This window comes from Streptomyces sp. NPDC021212 (assembly GCF_044332925.1).
In the GTDB taxonomy this organism is placed as follows: domain Bacteria; phylum Actinomycetota; class Actinomycetes; order Streptomycetales; family Streptomycetaceae; genus Streptomyces.
In genome coordinates this window covers 15426-34312 of sequence record NZ_JBIRPZ010000017.1, presented here as the reverse complement: position 1 = coordinate 34312, position 18887 = coordinate 15426, and the positions used below count along the sequence as shown (strand labels likewise).

Annotated in this window: 17 protein-coding genes; 9 read left to right on the top strand and 8 right to left on the bottom strand. The window is 71.9% G+C overall.

Annotated features, from left to right (window positions below):
- Positions 1 to 47: 47 nt before the first annotated feature.
- The 5 genes from ACH4SI_RS35240 to ACH4SI_RS35220 all read right to left on the bottom strand — a co-directional run bounded on the left by ACH4SI_RS35240 (position 48) and on the right by ACH4SI_RS35220 (position 7432).
- Positions 48 to 1517, bottom strand: a complete 1470-nt coding sequence (locus ACH4SI_RS35240) for an aldehyde dehydrogenase family protein (RefSeq protein ID WP_398303095.1) — start codon at positions 1515 to 1517, stop codon at positions 48 to 50.
- Positions 1514 to 2671, bottom strand: a complete 1158-nt coding sequence (locus ACH4SI_RS35235; RefSeq protein ID WP_398303093.1) for an aromatic ring-hydroxylating dioxygenase subunit alpha — start codon at positions 2669 to 2671, stop codon at positions 1514 to 1516. The genes ACH4SI_RS35240 and ACH4SI_RS35235 overlap by 4 nt, the downstream gene beginning before the upstream one ends.
- 84 nt (positions 2672 to 2755) lie before the next feature.
- Positions 2756 to 5242, bottom strand: coding sequence for an FAD-dependent oxidoreductase (locus ACH4SI_RS35230; protein ID WP_398303091.1), 2487 nt, complete (start codon positions 5240 to 5242; stop codon positions 2756 to 2758).
- Entirely contained in the window at positions 5242 to 6327 is a 1086-nt protein-coding gene (locus tag ACH4SI_RS35225) for an S-(hydroxymethyl)mycothiol dehydrogenase (protein WP_398303089.1), read from the bottom strand. The genes ACH4SI_RS35230 and ACH4SI_RS35225 overlap by 1 nt, the downstream gene beginning before the upstream one ends.
- A 307-nt stretch (positions 6328 to 6634) precedes the next feature.
- Positions 6635 to 7432, bottom strand: coding sequence for an IclR family transcriptional regulator (locus ACH4SI_RS35220; protein WP_398303087.1), 798 nt, complete (start codon positions 7430 to 7432; stop codon positions 6635 to 6637).
- Positions 7433 to 7581: 149 nt separating this feature from the next.
- Here ACH4SI_RS35220 and ACH4SI_RS35215 point away from each other — a divergent pair, with 149 nt between their 5' ends.
- Both ACH4SI_RS35215 and ACH4SI_RS35210 read left to right on the top strand, forming a co-directional pair.
- Positions 7582 to 7920, top strand: a complete 339-nt coding sequence (locus ACH4SI_RS35215) for a bifunctional 3-phenylpropionate/cinnamic acid dioxygenase ferredoxin subunit (protein WP_398303085.1) — start codon at positions 7582 to 7584, stop codon at positions 7918 to 7920.
- On the top strand, positions 7920 to 9143 hold the full coding sequence (locus tag ACH4SI_RS35210; RefSeq protein ID WP_398303297.1) for an NAD(P)/FAD-dependent oxidoreductase: 1224 nt from the start codon (positions 7920 to 7922) through the stop codon (positions 9141 to 9143). Before ACH4SI_RS35215 ends, ACH4SI_RS35210 begins: the two co-directional genes overlap by 1 nt.
- On the opposite strand, the gene ACH4SI_RS35205 is transcribed toward ACH4SI_RS35210, so the two are convergent.
- Positions 9091 to 9555 carry a hypothetical protein gene (locus tag ACH4SI_RS35205; protein ID WP_398303083.1) on the bottom strand — a complete coding sequence of 155 codons (465 nt, stop codon included), beginning with the start codon at positions 9553 to 9555 and terminating at the stop codon, positions 9091 to 9093. The genes ACH4SI_RS35210 and ACH4SI_RS35205 overlap by 53 nt on opposite strands.
- A gap of 319 nt (positions 9556 to 9874) precedes the next feature.
- On the opposite strand from ACH4SI_RS35205, the gene ACH4SI_RS35200 reads away from it, so the two are divergent.
- The 4 genes from ACH4SI_RS35200 to ACH4SI_RS35185 are packed head-to-tail and all read left to right on the top strand — an operon-like array spanning position 9875 to position 13873.
- Complete coding sequence (locus ACH4SI_RS35200; RefSeq protein WP_398303081.1) at positions 9875 to 12466, top strand: nitrate- and nitrite sensing domain-containing protein; 2592 nt, start codon at positions 9875 to 9877, stop codon at positions 12464 to 12466.
- Complete coding sequence (locus tag ACH4SI_RS35195) at positions 12463 to 12888, top strand: roadblock/LC7 domain-containing protein (RefSeq protein WP_398303079.1); 426 nt, start codon at positions 12463 to 12465, stop codon at positions 12886 to 12888. Before ACH4SI_RS35200 ends, ACH4SI_RS35195 begins: the two co-directional genes overlap by 4 nt.
- A gap of 15 nt (positions 12889 to 12903) precedes the next feature.
- On the top strand, positions 12904 to 13299 hold the full coding sequence (locus ACH4SI_RS35190; protein WP_398303076.1) for a DUF742 domain-containing protein: 396 nt from the start codon (positions 12904 to 12906) through the stop codon (positions 13297 to 13299).
- Positions 13280 to 13873: a GTP-binding protein gene (locus ACH4SI_RS35185; RefSeq protein WP_398303074.1), complete on the top strand. Its 594-nt coding sequence runs from the start codon at positions 13280 to 13282 to the stop codon at positions 13871 to 13873. The genes ACH4SI_RS35190 and ACH4SI_RS35185 overlap by 20 nt, the downstream gene beginning before the upstream one ends.
- 77 nt (positions 13874 to 13950) lie before the next feature.
- Here ACH4SI_RS35185 and ACH4SI_RS35180 read toward each other — a convergent pair whose 3' ends face one another.
- On the bottom strand, positions 13951 to 15141 hold the full coding sequence (locus ACH4SI_RS35180; RefSeq protein ID WP_398303072.1) for a lipid-transfer protein: 1191 nt from the start codon (positions 15139 to 15141) through the stop codon (positions 13951 to 13953).
- Positions 15138 to 15590 carry a Zn-ribbon domain-containing OB-fold protein gene (locus ACH4SI_RS35175; protein ID WP_398303069.1) on the bottom strand — a complete coding sequence of 151 codons (453 nt, stop codon included), beginning with the start codon at positions 15588 to 15590 and terminating at the stop codon, positions 15138 to 15140. Before ACH4SI_RS35175 ends, ACH4SI_RS35180 begins: the two co-directional genes overlap by 4 nt.
- Positions 15591 to 15686: 96 nt before the next feature.
- Here ACH4SI_RS35175 and ACH4SI_RS35170 point away from each other — a divergent pair, with 96 nt between their 5' ends.
- From ACH4SI_RS35170 to ACH4SI_RS35160, 3 genes are all read left to right on the top strand, one after another.
- On the top strand, positions 15687 to 16727 hold the full coding sequence (locus ACH4SI_RS35170; protein WP_398303066.1) for an ABC transporter ATP-binding protein: 1041 nt from the start codon (positions 15687 to 15689) through the stop codon (positions 16725 to 16727).
- Between the two features lie 131 nt (positions 16728 to 16858).
- Positions 16859 to 18040: an ABC transporter substrate-binding protein gene (locus ACH4SI_RS35165; RefSeq protein ID WP_398303064.1), complete on the top strand. Its 1182-nt coding sequence runs from the start codon at positions 16859 to 16861 to the stop codon at positions 18038 to 18040.
- A gap of 1 nt (position 18041) precedes the next feature.
- Positions 18042 to 18887, top strand: coding sequence for an ABC transporter permease (locus tag ACH4SI_RS35160; protein WP_398303062.1), 846 nt, complete (start codon positions 18042 to 18044; stop codon positions 18885 to 18887).

Genomic DNA, 18887 nt, shown 5'->3' with positions numbered 1-18887 from the left:
CGGACACGGTGGACACTCCCATGTCGGGCGGGGCGGCCCTGCGCGGGTCAGGTGAACCAACCCTGCGGCCTGGGGCGGGTGTTGCACCAGATGTGCTTCGCCTGCCGGTACTCGGCGAGCCCGCTCGGCCCCAGTTCCCGCCCCGTCCCCGACTGCTTGAACCCGCCCCACTCCGCCTGCGGCAGCGTCGGGTGGAGGTAGTCGTTGATCCATACGGTGCCCAGCCGCAGCCGGGACGCGACCCTCCGCGCCCGCTCCTCGTCGCCGGACCACACCGCCCCCGCGAGCCCGTACACCGTGTCGTTGGCGAGCCGTATCGCCTCCTCCTCGGAGGCGAAACGTTCCACCGTGAGCACCGGCCCGAAGGACTCGTCGGCCAGTACCGACATCCCGCTGCGGCAGGAGTCCAGCACCGTCGGCCGGTAGTAGAAGCCGTCCCGTAGCTCCGGATCGTCCGGGCGGGCGCCGCCGCAGCGCAGCCGGGCGCCCTCCGCGAGCCCGGTTGCCACGTACGCCTCGACCTTGGCCCGGTGCGCGGCCGAGATCAGCGGACCGGTCTGGGCCCGCTCGTCGAACGGCCCGCCGAGCCGGATCGCGCGGGCCCGGCGCACCACCTCGTCCACGAAGGCGTCGTGCACCGGGTCCTGCACCAGCAGCCGGGCGCCCGCCGAGCAGACCTGCCCGGAGTGGTGGAAGACGGCGGTGAGCGCGTAGTCGACGGCGGTCTCGAAGTCCGCGTCCGCGAACACGATGTTGGGGTTCTTGCCGCCCAGCTCCAGAAAGGTCCGCTTGACCGTGCCGGAGGCCGCGGCCATGACGCGGCGCCCGGTCCGCAGGCCGCCGGTGAAGGACACCAGGTCCACATCGGGGTTGTCGGTGAGCGGGGCGCCCGCCTCGGCGCCCGGCCCCAGCACCAGATTGGCCACCCCGTCCGGCAGCCCCGCCTCCGCCAGCAGCCGCATCAGCGCGATGGCCGTGGACGGGGTCAGCTCGCTGGGTTTCAGCACGAAGGTGTTGCCCGCGGCGAGCGCCGGCACCACCTTCCACGCGGTCTGCAGCAGGGGGTAGTTCCACGGGGTGATCAGCGCGCAGACCCCGACCGGTTCGTGGACGACCCGGCTGACGGCGTCCTCGGTACCGGTCTCCACGATCCGGTCCGCCTCGGTGCGCACCAGCTGCCCGTAGTAGCGGAAGCACGCGATCACATCGTCGACGTCCCGGTGGCTCTCCGCCAGCCGCTTCCCGGTGTCCAGGGACTCCGCGCGGGCCAGGGCCGCCTTGTCGCGGGCCAGCAGATCGGCGACCCGCAGCAGCAGATCCCCGCGGGCGGCGGCCGGGGTGCCCGGCCACGGGCCGTCGTCGAACGCCTGCCGGGCGGCGGCCACCGCCTCGGCCACGTCCTTGGCGCCGCCCTCGTCGACGACGGCCACCAGCGTGCCGTCGGCCGGGCACCTGATCTCCCGGGTGCGTCCGTCGATCGCCTCGGTCCACTCGCCTCCTATGAAGAGATCACTCACGGGCATTCCTCCACTTCCGGGGCGGGGACATGGTCGGTCACCCATCGGTGGAAGGCGCCGATGTGGTGCTCGCTGGGCACGAGCACCCCGCCGTGGCGGTACGCGCGCGAGTCCATGGCGGGCTGGGTGCGCTCACAGGCGTCGAAGTCCTGGACGTTGACCCGGTGGAACAGCTCGACCGACTTGGACAGGTCCCGCTCCGACGCCACCACGTCCGGCGCGTACAACCAGTCGCAGGTGATCAGCGTGCGGTCGGCGGCGAGCGGGAACATCCGGTGGACGATCACATGGTCGGGGACCAGGTTGACGAAGACCTGCGGCCGCACGGTGATCGCGTAGTAGCGGCGGTCCTGTTCGTCGGCGATGCCGCTGAACCGGTCGAAGCCCGCGCTGCCGTCCACCGTGAACCCCTGGGCCTCCTCGGCGAACTCGGCACCGTGCCCCACGAAGTACTGCGCCGCCAGGCCGTCGGCGAACTCCGGCAGCACCTCGGTGAGTTCGGGATGGATCGTGGCGCAGTGGTAGCACTCCATGAAGTTCTCGATGATCAGCTTCCAGTTGGCCTGGATGTCGTACTCGATCCGGCGGCCGAGCGACAGCCCCGCCACGCCGTACCGCTCCACGGCCTCGGTGTCGCCGAGCCGCTCGGCGACCGCCCCGACGACGGTCTCCTCGAACGACGGCGGCTCATCGGCCAGGCACACCCAGGCGTAGCCCAACCACTCGCGCAGCCGCACCGGCACCAGCCCGCGCTCGGTCCGGTCCACATCGGGCATCCGCTGGAGGTTCGGGGCGGCGGTGAGCCGGCCGTCCAGGTCGTACGTCCAGGCGTGGTACGGGCACTGGAGCGAGCGCCGTACCGTGCCCGACTCCTCGGTGCACAGCCGGGCGCCGCGGTGGCGGCAGACGTTGAGGAACGCGCGTAGCTCACCGCCGCGGTTGCGGGTGATCAGCACGCTCTCACGGCCCACCTGCACGGTGCGGAAGGCGCCCGGCCGGTCCAGATCGGCGCTGCGGACCGCGCAGAACCACATCGCCTCGAACAGGTGTTCCTGCTCCCGCCGGAAGACCGAGGGGGAGGTGTACCAGTGGCCGGGGAGGGTGGTGATCAGGCTGGGGGACGTGGCGGCGGGGGACTCGGGAGCCACGGTCATGGGGTTCTCCGTAAATCGGGCGCGGCGGCGGTCGGCCGGGCGGGGGTCGAAGAGGCGAAAAGGGCGCGGAGCATCAGCGGCACGTCAGCGGCGGATGCGTTCCATGCCCGGGTCGAAGAGGGGTTCGGTGGCGACGGTCGCGGGGACCTTCTCGCCGAAGTACTCGATATGGACGGCGGTTCCGGGGACGGCCACCTCGGCGGGCAGCCAGGCGTAGGCGACGGTGCGGCCGATGGTGTAGCCGTACGAGGCGCTGGTGACATAGCCCGCGGGGAGCCCGGCCTCGCCGACCGCGTACACCGGTTCCTTGCCCAGGACGATCGCGGCCGGGTCGTCCAGGGTGAGACAGGCCAGCCTGCGCCGCGCCGTCTCCTCGCCGCGGCCCTCCAGGGCCGGGCGCCCCAGGAAGTCGCCCTTGTCCATCCGGACGGCGAAGCCGACACCCGCCTCGTACGGATCGTGCTCGGTGGTCATGTCGTGGCCCCAGGCCCGGTAACCCTTCTCCAGCCGCAGGCTGTTGAAGGCGGAGCGGCCGGCGGCGATCACCCCGTGCCGCTGCCCGGCCTCCCACAGCGTGTCCCACAGCCGCAGGCCCAGGTCGGCGGTGGTGTACAGCTCCCAGCCCAGCTCACCGACGTAGCTCAGCCTCATCGCGGTCACCGGGACATGGCCGATGTAGGTGTGCCGGGCCTTGAAGTAGCCGAACGCCTTGTGCGAGAAGTCGTCCGGGGTGAGCGGCTGGACCAGCTCCCGGGCGAGTGGGCCCCACACCCCGACGCAGCAGGTGCCGGGCGTGATGTCGGCGATGTGGACTCCCCCGGTCTTCGACCGGGAGGTGCCCCCTCCGGGCGCGTGGCGCAGCAGCCAGTCCAGGTCGAGGCCGCTGTTCGCGCCGACTTGGAAGCAATTCTCCGCGAGACGGGCGACGGTCAGGTCGCTGCGTACGCCCCCGGCCTCGTCGAGCAGCAGGGTGTAGGTGACCGCACCCGGCTTCTTCGCGAGCTGGTTGGTGGTCATGCGCTGGAGGAAGTCCAGGGCGCCGGGGCCGGTGACCTCCAGCCGCTTGAGCGGGGTCATGTCGTACAGCGCGACCCGTTCCCGGGTGGCCCGGGCCTCGGCGGCGGCGATCGGCGACCAGTAGCGGGCCGACCAGGCGTCGCGCTCGGGCAGTTCGAGCCCTTCGGCGAGCGCGGCGTTGGCCTCGTACCAGTGCGGCCGCTCCCAGCCCCCGCCCTCCAGGAAGTACGCGCCCAGCTCCCGCTGGCGCCCGTAGAAGGGGCTGACCCGCAGCGGGCGCGGCTGCTCCACGGGCTGGAGCGGATGGATGACGTCGTACACCTCGGTGAAGCTCTGCGCGCCGCGCTCGGCGATGTACGCGGAGGAGGTCTGGGCGTCCTCGAAGCGGTACGGATCGCACTCGTGGACGTCCCAAGACGGCCGTCCGTCGGTCATCCACTCGGCGACGGCCTTGGCGACGCCCGCGGAGTGGGTCACCCACACCGCCTCGGCCAGCCAGAAGCCGCGCACCTCACGGGACTCGCCGATGACCGGCATCCCGTCCGGCGTGAAGGAGAAGACCCCGTTGAACCCCTCCTCGACGCGGCTCCCGCCGAGTGCCGGGATCAGGCCGATGCTGTCCTCCCAAGCGGGCGCGAAGTCCTCCTCCGTGAACGGCAGCGAGGACGGCATCACCGGCGCGTCGTCGTACCCCGGCAGGGCGGCCGGGTCGACCGGCATCGGGCGGTGTGCGTAACTGCCGATGCCGATGCGGTCGGTGTGCTCGCGGTAGTACAGGTCGCGGTCCTGGAAGCGCAGCAGCGGCCGGCTCGCCTCGGTGCGCGGGTCGTTCACCCCGGCCAGCTCGGGCAGCGGCGCCGTCTTCGCGTACTGGTGGGCGAGCGGCAGCAGGGGGACGCGGACGCCCGCCATCGCACCGATCAGCGGACCCCAGAACCCGGCCGCCGAGACCACGATGTCGGCCGGGAAGGTGCCCCGGTCGGTGACGACCGCGGTGACCCGGCCGCCCTCCTGCTCGATACCGGTGACGGTGTGCCGCTCCAGGAACCGGGCGCCGCGCGCGGTGGCCCGCTCCATCTGGGCACGGCAGGCGAGCAGCGCGCGGGCCAGCCCGTCCTCCGGGGTGTGGAAGCCGCCGAGGATCTTCCCCGGGTCGAGCAGCGGCCACAACTCGGCGCACCGCGCCGGGGAGAGCAGTTCGCCCCTGATGCCCCAGGACGCGGCGAGCCCCGCCTTGCGGTGCAGATCGGCCCAGCGCTCCTCGCTGGTGGCGATCTCCAGACCGCCGACCGGGTTGAAGCAGGACAGCCCGTCGGCCTCCAGCGCGGAGAACTTCTCCACGGTGTAGACGGCGAACTCGGTGAGCGTCTTGGACGGGCTGGTCCGGAACACCAGCCCGGGCGCGTGCGACGTCGAGCCGCCGGGGGCGGGCAGCGGTCCCTGCTCCAGGACCGTGACCCCGGTCCAGCCGCGGGCGGTCAGCTCGTCGGCGAGCGAGCAGCCGACGATCCCGGCACCGACGATGACGACGCGTCGGCTCCGCTCCCCGGCCATCACAGCACCACCACGGAACGCAGGACCTCGCCGCGCTGCATCTTGGTGAACGCGGGCTCCACCTCGTCCAGCGCGATCGTCTCGCTGACGAACGCGTCCAGGTCGAGCTTGCGGCTGAGGTGGAGATCGATCAGGACCGGGAAGTCCCGGCTGGGCAGACAGTCCCCGTACCAGGACGCCTTGAGCGCACCGCCCCGCCCGAACACGTCGATCAGCGGCAGGTCGATCCGCATCTCCGGGTCCGGCACACCGACCTGCACCAGCGTCCCGGCCAGATCGCGCATGTAGAAGCCCTGGCGGTAGGTCTCGGGGCGGCCCACCGCGTCGATGACGATGTCGGCGCCCAGCCCCCCGGTCAGCTCGCGGACCGCCTCGACCGGGTCCGTACCCCGGGAGTTGACGGTGTCGGTCGCGCCGAAGCGGGTGGCCGCGTCCAGCTTGGCGTCGTCGATGTCCACGGCGATCACCCGGCGCGCCCCGGCCAGCGAGGACGCGGCGATCGCCGCGTTGCCGACCCCGCCGCAGCCGATCACCGCGACGGTGTCGCCGTTGGACACCCCGCCGGTGTGCACGGCCGCGCCGTAACCGGCCATCACGCCGCAGCCGATCAGCCCCGCCGCCTCGGGACGGGCCGACGGGTCGATCTTCACCGCCTGCCCCGCCGCGACCAGCGTCTTCTCGGCGAAGGCACCGATGCCGAGCGCCGGGGTCAGCGGGGTGCCGTCGGTGAGAGTCATGGGCTGGGCGGCATTGCGGCTCTCGAAGCAGTACCAGGGGCGGCCGCGGCGACAGGAGCGGCAGCCGCCGCAGGGCGCGCGCCAGGCCAGCACCACGTAGTCGCCGGGGGCCGCCCCGGTGACCCCCGGGCCCACGGCCTCGACGATTCCGGCCGCCTCGTGCCCGAGCAGATACGGGAACTCGTCGCCGACCGCGCCGTCCCGGTAGTGCAGATCGGTGTGGCACACCCCACACGCCTGGACGCCCACCAGCACCTCGCCGGGTCCGGGATCGGGCACGATGACCGGCAGCACCTCCACGGGTGCGCCCTTTTTCAGCGCGACAACGGCGCGGACTTCTTGCGGCATGGCTCACTCCTCTGTTCTCCTGCGCCGGCAGGGACCGGTGCGTGGGAGCTGGCACGAGCTGGCATGAGGTGTTCGGAAGAAGCGGGGAAGCCAAGCCGGTTGAAACGGCCGCTGGTTACCCCCCAGTTGCGTAATGCGCGGCGTGTTGCGCGATGAGGGACATCCTGAAAGCCGCGTCCACGACGCGTCAAGAGGTACCGCGCAAACCGTCCGTAAAGCAGCGCTGACCCCGGGTTTCCCACCCAGGACACGACGAAGGGGCCGGAACGGATCCGGCCCCTTCGGGTGGGTGGGGGAGGGTTTTCGGTCAGCCGGGGAAGCCCATGCGACGGGACAGCTCCGCGGCGGTCTTCATGGCGTGCTCGGCGAGATCCAGCAGCTGGCTCTGGGCCATCCGGTACACCGGGCCCGAGACGCCGATCGCCCCGATGACCGCGCCGTCGTGGCCGTGCACCGGTGCGGCGACCGCGTTCAGCCCGATCTCCAGTTCCTCGCACGAGTAGGCGAAGCCGCGCTCGGCGGCGGTCTCCAGCTGCTGCCGCAGCTCCGCCGAGGTGGTGATGGTGTGCTCGGTGAACCGCGGCAGCTTCCGCGTCACCAGCCGCTCCCGCCGCTCGCCGCTCAGATGGGCCAGCAGCATCTTGCCGCTGGCGGTCGCGTGCAGCGCGGTGCGCCGTCCCAGCCAGTTGTAGGCCGTCACCGCGGCGGCCCCGCGCGCCTGCATGATGTTGACCGCGGCGTCGCCGTCCAGCACCGCGATGTTGGCCGTCTCGCCGGTCTCGTCGGCCAGCGCCCGGCACACCGGGGCGCCCTCCTGCGAGATGTCGAGCCGGATGGCGGCCGCGCCCGCCAGTCTCAGCACCCCGGCGCCCAGGTAGTACTTCCCGCGCTCGCGCTCCTGGTCGACGAGGCCGCGGTTCTCCAGCACGCCCAGCAGTCGGAAGGCGGTCGACTTGTGCACTCCCAGTTCGTCGGCGATCTCGGTCACTCCGGCCTCGCCGAGTCTGGCAAGGATCTCCAGGACGCTGACCGCCCTGTCCACCGATTGCACTGCCCCGGCGGCCCCCCGCTTGTCCTCGGCCCGGTCCTCGGTCGTGTTCGTCATGGGTTAGATCTCACCATCCGGCGGCTCCGAGTGGGGCCTCTCGACGGGCAACTCTTGACGGCTGCCCTCATCATCTGGATTCTGTTGCGCATCACGCATTTCGATGCACCATTAACAACGCATGATACCGATCAACGTGAGGGGGGCCAATGATTCCCGTCGGCCGTATCGAAGATCTGCCCGAAGGCGAGTCGCTGCGCATCGAGGCCGGCGACGGCCACGCGGCCATCGCGGTGTTCCACTCCGAGGGCGCGTTCTACGCCGTCGACGACACCTGCAGCCACCAGGACGCCTCCCTCTCCGAAGGCTGGCTCGAAGGCTGCTACGTCGAATGCCCGCTGCACGCCGCCCTGTTCGACCTGCGCTCCGGCATGCCCACCTGTCTGCCCGCCCGCAAACCGGTACGGACGCATGCGGTCACGGTGGTGGACGGAATGCTCTATGTCCACCCCTTGGTGCCCGCTGTGCAGGAAGAAGCCGTCGCATGATGCGGACGGTGACCGTCGTCGGGGCCTCGCTCGCGGGACTGCACGCGGCGCGGGGCCTGCGCGACCAGGGCTACGACGGGCGGCTGGTGATCGTCGGCGAGGAGCGCCACCGCCCGTACGACCGGCCCCCGCTGTCGAAGGGCTTTCTGACCGGTGAGGGGCTGACCGGGGAGGACGAGCCGGACGGCGGCCTCGGCCCGCTCGCCCTCACCGACGCCGAGGACGAGGCCGAACTGGACGCCGAGTGGCTGCTCGGCGTCCGGGCCGACCGGCTGGACCCCGCGGCGGGCGCGGTCGGGCTCGCCGACGGCCGCACCCTGCGCACCGACGGCGTCGTCATCGCCACCGGGGCCGCGCCCCGGACGCTGCGCGCCGCCGCCCTGCCCGGGGTGCACACCCTGCGCACCCTCGACGACGCCCGGCGGCTCCGTGCCGAACTGCGGACGGGGGCGGCCCGGGTCGTCGTCATCGGCGCCGGATTCATCGGCGCCGAGGTCGCCTCGTCCTGCGCCGCCCTCGGGCTCGACGTCACCGTGGTGGAGGCCGCGCCGCTGCCGCTCGTCCCGCAACTGGGGGAGCGCATGGCCCAGGCGTGCGCCGCTCTGCACGCTGCGCACGGCGTGACCCTGCTGTGCGGCACGGGCGTCGCCGGCCTGCGCGGCACCGATCGCGTCACCGGCGTCGAACTGGCCGACGGCCGGGTGCTGCCCGCCGACGTGGTGGTCGTCGGAGTCGGGGTGCGCCCGGTCACCGGATGGCTGGAAGGCTCCGGGCTGGCCCTGGACGACGGGGTGCTGTGCGACGAGGGCTGTGTCACCGCGCTGCCGGGTGTCGTCGCCGTCGGCGATGTGGCCCGTCTGGCCCGGCCGGGTACGGGGGGCACCGTACGGGCCGAGCACTGGACCAGCGCCGCCGAACAGGGCGCGGTCGCCGCCCGCAACCTGCTCGCCGGGGCCACGGTCCAGCCCTTCGAGGCGCTGCCCTACTTCTGGTCCGACCAGTACGGCGCGCGCATCCAGTTCGCCGGGCGGCGCGAGCCGGGCGACACCGTCCGGATCGCCGAGGGCAACGCCGATGACGGCGCCGAGGGTCCTGGGAGCAGCTTCCTCGCCGTCTACGAACGCGGCGCGATCCCCACCGCCGTCCTCGCCGTCAACCGCCCCAAGCCGTTCACGCGGCTGCGCCGCGAGCTCGCCCGCGCTCCCCGGCTCGCCGTGCGCTGACCGCCTCCTTACGGGCCCGCCTGCGCTGCCGGCGCATCTCCCGCGCCGTGCTGCTGGGCCGGGAGACCACCCCGTAACGCTGGTTCCACACCTGCCGGGTCACCCATACGTCCAGCACCCCCCAGGTCGCCGCCACCGTGCTCGCCACCGCGATGAGCACGGCGGGGAAGGCGAACCAGGAACCGGCGAAAGCGCACAGCACCGCCACCATCGCCAGCACCAGCGTCACCGCCACGATGATGACCGCCCGCACCGCCGAGGCGCGCACCGGATCGGGCAGCCGCCGCCTGCGGGCGGACTCCTCGGTCCATAGCTGGCGGGCTTGTTGTGCCGAGATGTCGCGATCCTTGTCCATGGCGTCCATGACGTTCCCACCCCTTTCGGCGCTGCCCCGGTCCGGTCGGTCACACATGGCGGGACTTGGGTCGTATGCACCCCTAGTGTGCCTTGTTGGATCACGAATGGCAGCGATCGGTGGTTCCCGTGGGGAGAGGAAATCCGGCCAACGGTGTCCGGTCCTGCGCGCACTGTTACCGGCGGTCGGTGTGCCATGCCACGGGGGTTAAGTCCGATAATCACCCGACAACTGGTGATCATCGAATGTGGAGAGTTCCCGGAAGCTGTATGACGAGCCTTAAGGATGGTCAATCCGCAGTAGTAGGCTCGCGCCGCTCGTTGTCGACAGAACATCAGTCACCGCCCCGGCCCCCGGGGACGACGTTGGGGAGGCCATGCGCTTTCGCGGGAAGTCCATCCGCAGGAAGATCGTGGCGCTGTTGCTGGTGCCACTTGTCTCGCTGACGGCGATATGGGCCTTCGCGACAGTGGTCACCGGCCGGGAGGCACTGCAACTGCTCGACGCCTCCGCCATCATCGACAAGGCCGGTCAGCCCGCCGAGGACGCCGTGCACGCCGTGCAGCGGGAGCGCCGGCAGACCCTGATCCTGCTCGCGGATCCACGCCAGTCCGACGCGCTGCCCCTGCTCCACACTCAGCAGCGCAAGACCGACGAGGCCATCGGACGGCTGCGCGACGCCGAGTCGGACAGCACCGTGCACAGCCGGATGAACAGCGAATCCGAGGACCTGCTCGACGACGTCCTCAAGGCGTCCGAAGGTCTCGACAGTCTGCGCCGGAAGGTCGAGGACAACGGTACGTCGCGGACCGCCGCCTATGAGTATTACAACAAACTCGTCGACCTCTGTTACGCCTTCCGCAGTTCGCTGCACGCCGTACCCGACACCGACCTGGACAAGCAGGGCCGCGCGCTGGTCGCCATGATCCGCGCCCGGGAAGCCCTTTCCCGGGAGGACGCCCTGTACGTCTCCGCGCTGACGGCACGGAAGCTGACGCTGAACGACCTCAAGTCGATGTCCGACCTCATCGCCGAGCGCACCCTGCTCTACAACACCAACCTGCCGATCCTGCCCGCCTCCGAGCAGAAGGTCTTCGCCGACTATCGGCGCACCAACGCCGCCCCCGCGGCGCTGCGCATCGCCGAGGGCAAGATCCTGGCCACCATGGAGCCGCGCCAGGCGATCGGCGCCCTGGACCGGGAACACTGGGAGAACGCGGCCGGGCCTGTCCTCAATGACTACGACCGGCTGGGCGACGAGGCCACCGACCGCCTCCAGAAGCGCATCGAGCCGGTGGCCGACGACGTTCTGCTCAAGGCGGGCGCCGCCGCCATCCTCGGTCTCCTCGCCTTCGTCGCCTCGGTCGTCGTCTCCGTCCGGATCGGCCGCGGCCTGGTCCGCGACCTGTCCCGGCTGCGCGACGACGCCCAGGAGGCGTCCAGCGTCCGGCTGCCGGGCCTGATGCGCCGCCTCGGCGCGGGCGAGCAGGTCGACATCGATCAGGAGGCGCCCCGCCTCCGGCACGGCCCCGACGAGATGGGCCAGGTGGGCCAGGCCCTCAACACCCTCCAGCGGGCCGCCGTCGAGGCCGCCGTCAAACAGGCCGAACTGCGCCGGGGCGTCTCCGATGTCTTCGTCAACCTCGCCCGCCGCAACCAGGTGCTGCTGCACCGCCAGCTGACCCTGCTCGACGCGATGGAGCGGCGCACCGAGGACACCGACGAACTCGCCGACCTGTTCCGGCTGGACCACATGACCACCCGTATGCGGCGGCACGCCGAGGGCCTGGTCATCCTCTCGGGCGCGGCCCCCGCCCGGCAGTGGCGCAAACCCATCCAGCTGATGGACGTCGTGCGCGCCGCCGTCGCCGAGGTCGAGGACTACGAGCGGATCGAGATCCGCAGGCTGCCCAGGGTCGCCGTGAACGGCCCCGCCGTCGCCGACCTCACCCATCTCATCGCCGAACTCCTGGAGAACGCCACCGTCTTCTCCCCGCCGCACACCGCCGTCCAGGTGCACGGGGAACGGGTCGCCAAGGGCTTCACCCTGGAGATCCACGACCGGGGCCTCGGTATGATGGCCGACGCCCTGACGGAGGCCAACCTCCGGCTCGCCGAGACCCCGGAGTTCGAGCTGTCCGACACCGACCGGCTCGGCCTGTTCGTGGTCAGCCGACTCGCGCAGCGGCAGGGCGTACGGGTCTCGCTCCAGCCGTCGGCGTACGGCGGCACCACCGCCGTCGTGCTGATCCCGGGCGATCTGCTCACCGAATCCGGTCCCGGCGCGGGCGGGGACGCCGACACCGGCCGTCAGCGGACGCGGCAGCCCGGCGCGGCCCTGCCGAAGCAGCGCAGGCCCCGCGGCCCGTCCCCGTCCGTGGTGAGCGCGCCCTCCGCCGAACAGCACCAGCAGGCGTCCGACAGCCGGTCCGGTGCCCGCGACGGCGGCCCCGCGCCGCTGCCCCGCCGCGTGCCGCCGGTGCTGGTATCCGACCACGGCCACCCGGTCGACGGCGGCGCGGCCGGACGGCACACCCCGCCCTCCTGGGCCGAGCGGCGGGAGCAGAGCCCCGACGCGGACGCGGACCGGACCCGGAACCACGAACGCGACGAGGAACACGAGCAACACGAGCAACACGAAGAAAACGGGGAACACGACGGCGAGGACCGGCGCCAGGACCAGGCGCCGGCCCCGGAGCGTCCGACGCCGCCGCGCGGGGCCGCCTCCGGGCTCCCCAAGCGGGTACGGCAGGCGAGCCTCGCCCCGCAGTTGAAGAACGATCCCGAGCCACCGGTGGAGACGGAACCGTACGCTCCCGACACCGATCCCGAACGCGACGCCGAGCAGGCGAGGGCCACCATGGCCTCGCTGCAACGGGGATGGCAGCGCGGTCGGCGGCAGACGGCCACCGGCCCCGGCGGCTCGGACACGGCACCAGGAACGAGAGATGAGGGGGACGGGCGATGACCGCCTCGAACGCAGCGGCACGCAACGGATCGGCACCGTCGGGGGAGTTGAACTGGCTGCTCGACGATCTGGTCGGCCGGGTCGGCAGCATCCGCAAGGCGATGGTGCTCTCCGGCGACGGACTGCCCACCGGTGGTTCACGGGATCTGTCCCGGGAGGACGGCGAGCACCTGGCCGCCGTGGCCTCGGGATTCCACAGCCTGGCCAAGGGGGTCGGCCGCCACTTCGACGTCGGCCGTGTCCGGCAGACCGTCGTCGAACTCGACGACGCCTTCCTGTTCGTCACCTCCGCCGGTGACGGCAGCTGCCTCGCCGTGCTCGCCGATGCCGACTCGGACGTCGGGCAGGTAGCCTATGAGATGACGCTGCTGGTCAAGCGGGTGGGCGCGCATCTGAGCTCCCCTTCGCGATCCGGTGGGTGACGGAGGCGGGGGGAGATGACCGGAGACGGTGCGACCGACGACCGCTGGTTCGACGACGCCGCCGGACCGGTGGTCCGGCCCTATGCGATGACGCGGGGCCGCACCCGCAGCGGCGCCGAGGACAAACTCGATCTGATCGCCGTCGTCGTCGCCGACAGAGTGGGCCCGGGGACCGTCGCGGATGAGACGTTGTCACCGGAGCACATCGACATCGTCGAACTCAGCCGCGACACCCCGCAGTCCGTCGCCGAGCTGGCGGCCGAGCTGGACCTTCCGGTCGGCGTGGTCCGCGTACTGATCGGCGACCTGCTTCACGCGGCACTCGTCCGAGTGTCCCGGCCCGTACCTCCGGCGGAACTGCCGGACGAGAGGATTCTGCGCGAGGTGATCAATGGTCTACGGGCACTCTGACCCGGGCCGCTCCCCCATCATCGAACCCGTGACGCTCAAGATTCTGGTGGCGGGCGGGTTCGGTGCGGGAAAGACGACGTTGGTGGGCGCGGTCAGCGAGATCAGGCCGCTGCGCACGGAGGAACTGCTCACCGAGGCGGGCCGGCCGGTCGACAACATCGCGGGGGTGGAAGGCAAGAAGACCACCACCGTCGCGATGGACTTCGGGCGCATCACGCTCCGCGAGGACCTGGTGCTGTACCTCTTCGGTACCCCGGGGCAGGACCGCTTCTGGTTCCTGTGGGACGAGCTGGCGACCGGCGCGCTGGGCGCGGTGGTGCTGGCCGACACCCGTCGGCTGGAGGACTGCTTCGCCGCCATCGACTACTTCGAGCGGCGTGGCATCGCCTTCACGGTGGCCGTCAACTGCTTCGAGGACGCCGAGAGCTACCCGGAGGAGACGGTGCGCGAGGCGCTGGACCTCGACCCCGGCACCCCGGTGGTGCTGTGCGACGCCCGCGAGCGCGAATCCGTCAAGCGTGTGCTGATATCGGTCGTGGAACACGCGATGCTCGCCACCGCGACCACCCGCTGACCGGCCGCTCCGCCGCGTGCGTCGCCCGCGGCGGAGCCCGGCCCGGTGCCGTGCGTACGCGGCGCAGCGCGATCACCTCAGCGCACCGCGATCACCGACGAGCCATGGCCGAACAGCCCCTGGTTCGCGGTGATCCCCACCCGCGCCCCCGCCACCTGACGGTCGCCCGCCCGCCCCCGCAGCTGCTGGGTCAGCTCGCACACCTGGGCGATGGCCTGCGCCGGAACCGCCTCCCCGAAGGAGGCGAGGCCGCCGCTCGGATTGACCGGGATCCGGCCGCCGAGCGACGTCGCGCCCTCCCGGAGCAGCTTCGCGCCCTCCCCGGCGCCGCACAGTCCCAGGTCCTCGTACCACTCCAGCTCCAGCGCGGTGGACAGGTCGTACACCTCGGCGAGCGACAGGTCCTCCGGCCCGATCCCCGCCTCCTCGTACGCCGCCCGCGCGATCGACGGGCGGAACGGACCGGCCGCCGGGCCGGACACCACGGCGGAGTCGGTGGCGATGTCCGGCAGATCGAGCGCGGCCTGCGGATGGGCGGGCGATACGGACGAGACGGCCCGGATCCGCACCGGATCCGCCACCCCGTGCCGCCGCGCGAACTCCACGCTGCTCAGCACGAGCGCGGCGGCCCCGTCCGAGGTCGCGCAGATGTCCAGCAGCCGCAGCGGATCGGCCACCACGGGCGACGCGGCCACCTCCTCGGCGGTCACGGGGGAGCGGTAGCGGGCGTGGCGGTTGGCGGCCCCCGCGGCCGCGTTCTTCACCTTGACCGCCGCGAAGTCCTCGGGCGTGTCCCCGTACACCGCGATCCGACGGCGCGCCCACAGCGCGAAGTACGCCGGGTTGGTGGCGCCCAGCACCCGGAAGCGCAGCCAGTCCGGGTCGTCGGGCCGGTCGCCGCCGGACGGCGCGAAGAAACCCTTGGGCGCCGCGTCCGCGCCCACCACCAGCACGGTCTCCGCCATCCCCGAAAGGATCTGGGCACGGGCGGCGTCGATGGCCCGCGCACCGGACGCGCAGGCGGCGTACACGCTGGTGACGCGCGCCCCCTGCCAGCCCAGCGCCCGGGCGAAGGTCGCCCCCGCCACCTGGCCCGGATAGCCGCAGCGCACGGTGTTGGCGCCGACCACCGACTCGATGTCCGGCCAGTCGAGCCCGGCGTCCGCGAGCGCCGCCCGAGCCGCCTTCGTCCCGTACTCCACGAAGCTCCGGCCCCATTTGCCCCACGGGTGCATCCCGGCGCCGACCACCGCCACCTCGCCCGTCATGACCGGTCCTCCCCGGCTACGGGCCGCCAGTGCCAGGTCGTCCAGCTCTGCCCGCCCTCCCCGGCCAGCACCCCCGGCACCACCTCGACCTCCATGCCGACCGCCAGATCCGTCACCGTCACCCCGGGCGCGCCCTGGCCGAGCACCACCATCCGCTCGGCGGCCAGCTCCACGGCGATCAGGGTGTACGGCTCCCAGTCGCGCGCGGGATCGTCAGGGTACGGGGCGGGCGGGCGGTAGCGGCCGTCGGTGTACGACCACACCCGGCCGCGCCGCGACAGCGGCACCTCGTCCAGTTCCTCACCGGCGCACCGGGGCGCCCGGCAGAAGGTGTCCTCGCGCGGGAAGTACACCGCGCCACAGCCCCGGCAGCGGGTGCCCAGCAGCCGGAATTCCCCGTCACCGGAGGTGAACCACCCGGCGATCACGGGCGTACGCGCAGACGCCACGGCCTCTCCTGACGGACGACACAGCGATGCACACGCAATAACTGACGGAACGTCAGAATTGTTGCACAGGGACCGCGCGACGGGTAACCCAGGTACATGACGGATGAGACGGAAGAGGCGGTCCGCTGCACGGGCGTCACCAAGGAGTTCGGCACCGCCGGCACCGTCCGGGCGCTGGACGCCGTCGATCTCACCCTCCGCGTTGGCGAGTTCTTCTCGCTTCTCGGCCCCTCCGGCTCCGGCAAGACCACCCTGCTGCGCCTGATCGCCGGGTTCGAGCGGCCCACCAGCGGCCGTATCGCACTCGCCGGGCGGGACGTCACCGCGCTGCCCCCGCACCGCCGTGACGTGCACACCGTCTTCCAGGACTACGCGCTCTTCCCGCACATGACCGTCGAGCAGAACGTGGCGTACGCGCTCACCGTACGAGGCGTCAGCAAGCCGGAGCGCACCGCCCGCGCCCGCGAGGCCCTCGCCACCGTCCGCCTCGACGGCTTCGCCTCCCGCCGCCCCGACGCGCTCTCCGGCGGCCAGCGCCAGCGCGTCGCCCTCGCCCGCGCCCTCGTCGACCGGCCCGCCGTCCTGCTCCTCGACGAACCGCTGGGCGCCCTCGATCTGAGGCTCCGCCAGGAGATGCAGACCGAGCTGAAGGAACTCCAGCGCACCACCGGCATCACCTTCCTCCTGGTCACCCACGACCAGGAGGAGGCGCTGACCATGAGCGACCGCGTGGCCGTCGTCGCGGGCGGCCGGATCGAACAGACCGGCCCGCCCGTCGAGGTGTACGAACGCCCCGCCACCGCCTTCGTCGCGGGCTTCGTCGGCACCACCAACCTGCTGCGTGGCGAGGCCGCGGTCCGGGTGATCGGCCGCCCCGGCGCGTACAGCATCCGCCCCGAGCGCATCCGGCTCGTCGACCCGACCGACGGGCCCCTCGACGGCGAGCGCACGGTCACGGGGCGCATCGCCGACATCGTGCACGCCGGGGCGCACACCCGCTTCACCGTCGCGCTTCCGTGCGGCGACCGGCTCACCGTGCACCGGCAGAACCTCTCCGAACTCCCGCCCGCCGCCCGCCCCGAGGCCGAGATCAGGCTGGTCTGGGACGAGAAGGACGCCTTTCCGGTGCCGAGTTGACCCTAGGGCCCTTCTGGCGGATCTGCGGGGGAGAAGGCCCCTGGCGATTGCCCGATGCCCCCTGGCGCCGGCATACGGGACGCGCGGATACTGACGGGGCTCCGAGTGCCGAATGGGACGGGGAGGACCGGATGCGGAAACGGACGACATCCGCGTGGAGGTCCGCGGCGGCCTTGTGCGCGCTGCTGCTGACCGCCGCTGGCTGCGGATCCGACGACGGCGGCGGCAAGGCCGCACACGCCCCCGACAAGCTCGGCAAGGGCGAGGGCAAGGTCAACATCATCGCCTGGGCGGGCTACGCCGAGGACGGCTCCAACGACCCCAAGGCCGACTGGGTGCACCCCTTCGAGAAGAAGACGGGCTGCAAGGTCAACACCAAGACCGCCGGCACCTCCGACGAGATGGTGTCCCTCATGAAGACCGGCCAGTACGACACGGTCTCCGCCTCCGGCGACGCCACCCTGCGCCTCATCGCCTCCGGCGACGCCGCCCCCGTCAACACCAAGCTGGTGCCGAACTACAAGGACATCTTCCCGGCCCTCAAACAGCAGCCGTTCAACTCGAGGGACGGCCGGATGTACGGCGTCCCGCACGGCCGCGGCGCCAACCTCCTCATGTACCGCACCGACAAGGTCAAGCCCGCCCCCGACTCCTGGCGCGCCGTCTTCGACGACGCCGCGACGCACAACGGCCATGTCACCGCGTACGACTCGCCCATCTACATCGCCGACGCCGCGCTCTACCTCATGCACGCCAAGCCGTCGCTCGGCATCAAGAACCCGTACGCGCTCGACAAGAAACAGCTCGACGCCGCCGTCACCCTGCTCAAGAAGCAGCACCAAGCGGTCGGCGAGTACTGGAGCGACTACCAGAAGGAGATCACCGCCTTCAAGGGCGGCGACAGCGTCGTCGGCACCACCTGGCAGGTCATCGCGAACCTCACCAAGGCCGAGAAGGCGCCCGTCAAGGCCGTGCTCCCCAAGGAGGGCGCCACCGGCTGGTCCGACACCTGGATGGTCTCCGCGAAGGCCAAGAACCCCAACTGCGCCTACAAGTGGCTCGACTGGATCGTCTCCCCGAAGGTCAACGCCCAGGTCGCGGAGTACTTCGGCGAGGCCCCCGCCAACCGCAAGGCGTGCGCCGAGACAGCCGACCCGAACCACTGCGCCGTCTTCCACGCCGACGACGAGAAGTACTTCCAGCGCGTCCACTTCTGGACCACGCCCATCAAGCAGTGCCTCGACGGCCGCAAGAACACCACCTGCACCGACTACGCCCAATGGACCCGTGCCTGGACCGAGGTCAAGGGCTGAGATGCATCGCACCGGGGCCGGGGGAGCGCGGCTGCGCCTGGCCGCGCTCCTCGGACCGCCCCTGCTCTGGCTGACCCTGGCCTACCTCGGCTCGCTCGCCGTCCTCCTCCTCTCCGCCTTCTGGACCACCGACTCCTTCACCTCCGACGTCGTCCGCACCTGGAACACCGACAACATCCAGGAGCTGCTGACCACCCCCGTCTACCGCACCATCGCGCTGCGCACCCTTTCCATCGCCGTCGCCGTCACCGTCCTCGACGCCCTCCTCGCCCTGCCCATGGCCTTCTGCATGGCGCGCGTCGCGGGCCCGCGGTGGCGCCGGCCGCTTCTGGTGGCCGTGCTCACCCCGCTGTGGGCCAGCTACCTGGTCAAGGCGTACGCCTGGCGGGTGATGCTCGGCGAGGACGGCGTGGTCAACTCCGCGCTCTCGCCGCTCGGCCTGCACGGGCCCGGCTATGGCACCACCGCCGTCGTCCTGGTCCTCGCCTACCTCTGGCTCCCGTACATGATCCTCCCGGTGTACGCGGCCCTGGAACGGCTCCCCGAACGCACCCTGGAAGCCTCCGCCGACCTCGGCGCGGGCACCTGGCGCACGCTGCGCTCCGTCGTCCTGCCCGCCGTACGCCCCGCCCTGCTCGCCGGCTCCGTCTTCACCTTCTCGCTCAGCCTCGGCGACTACATCACCGTGCAGATCGTCGGCGGCAAGACCCAGCTCCTCGGCAACGCCATCGCCTCCCAGGTCGCCCTCGACCTGCCGATGGCCGCCGCGCTCTCCGCCGTCCCCGTCGTCCTCATCGTCTGCTACCTGGCCGCCGTCCGCCGCGCCGGCGCCCTCGACGCGCTCTGA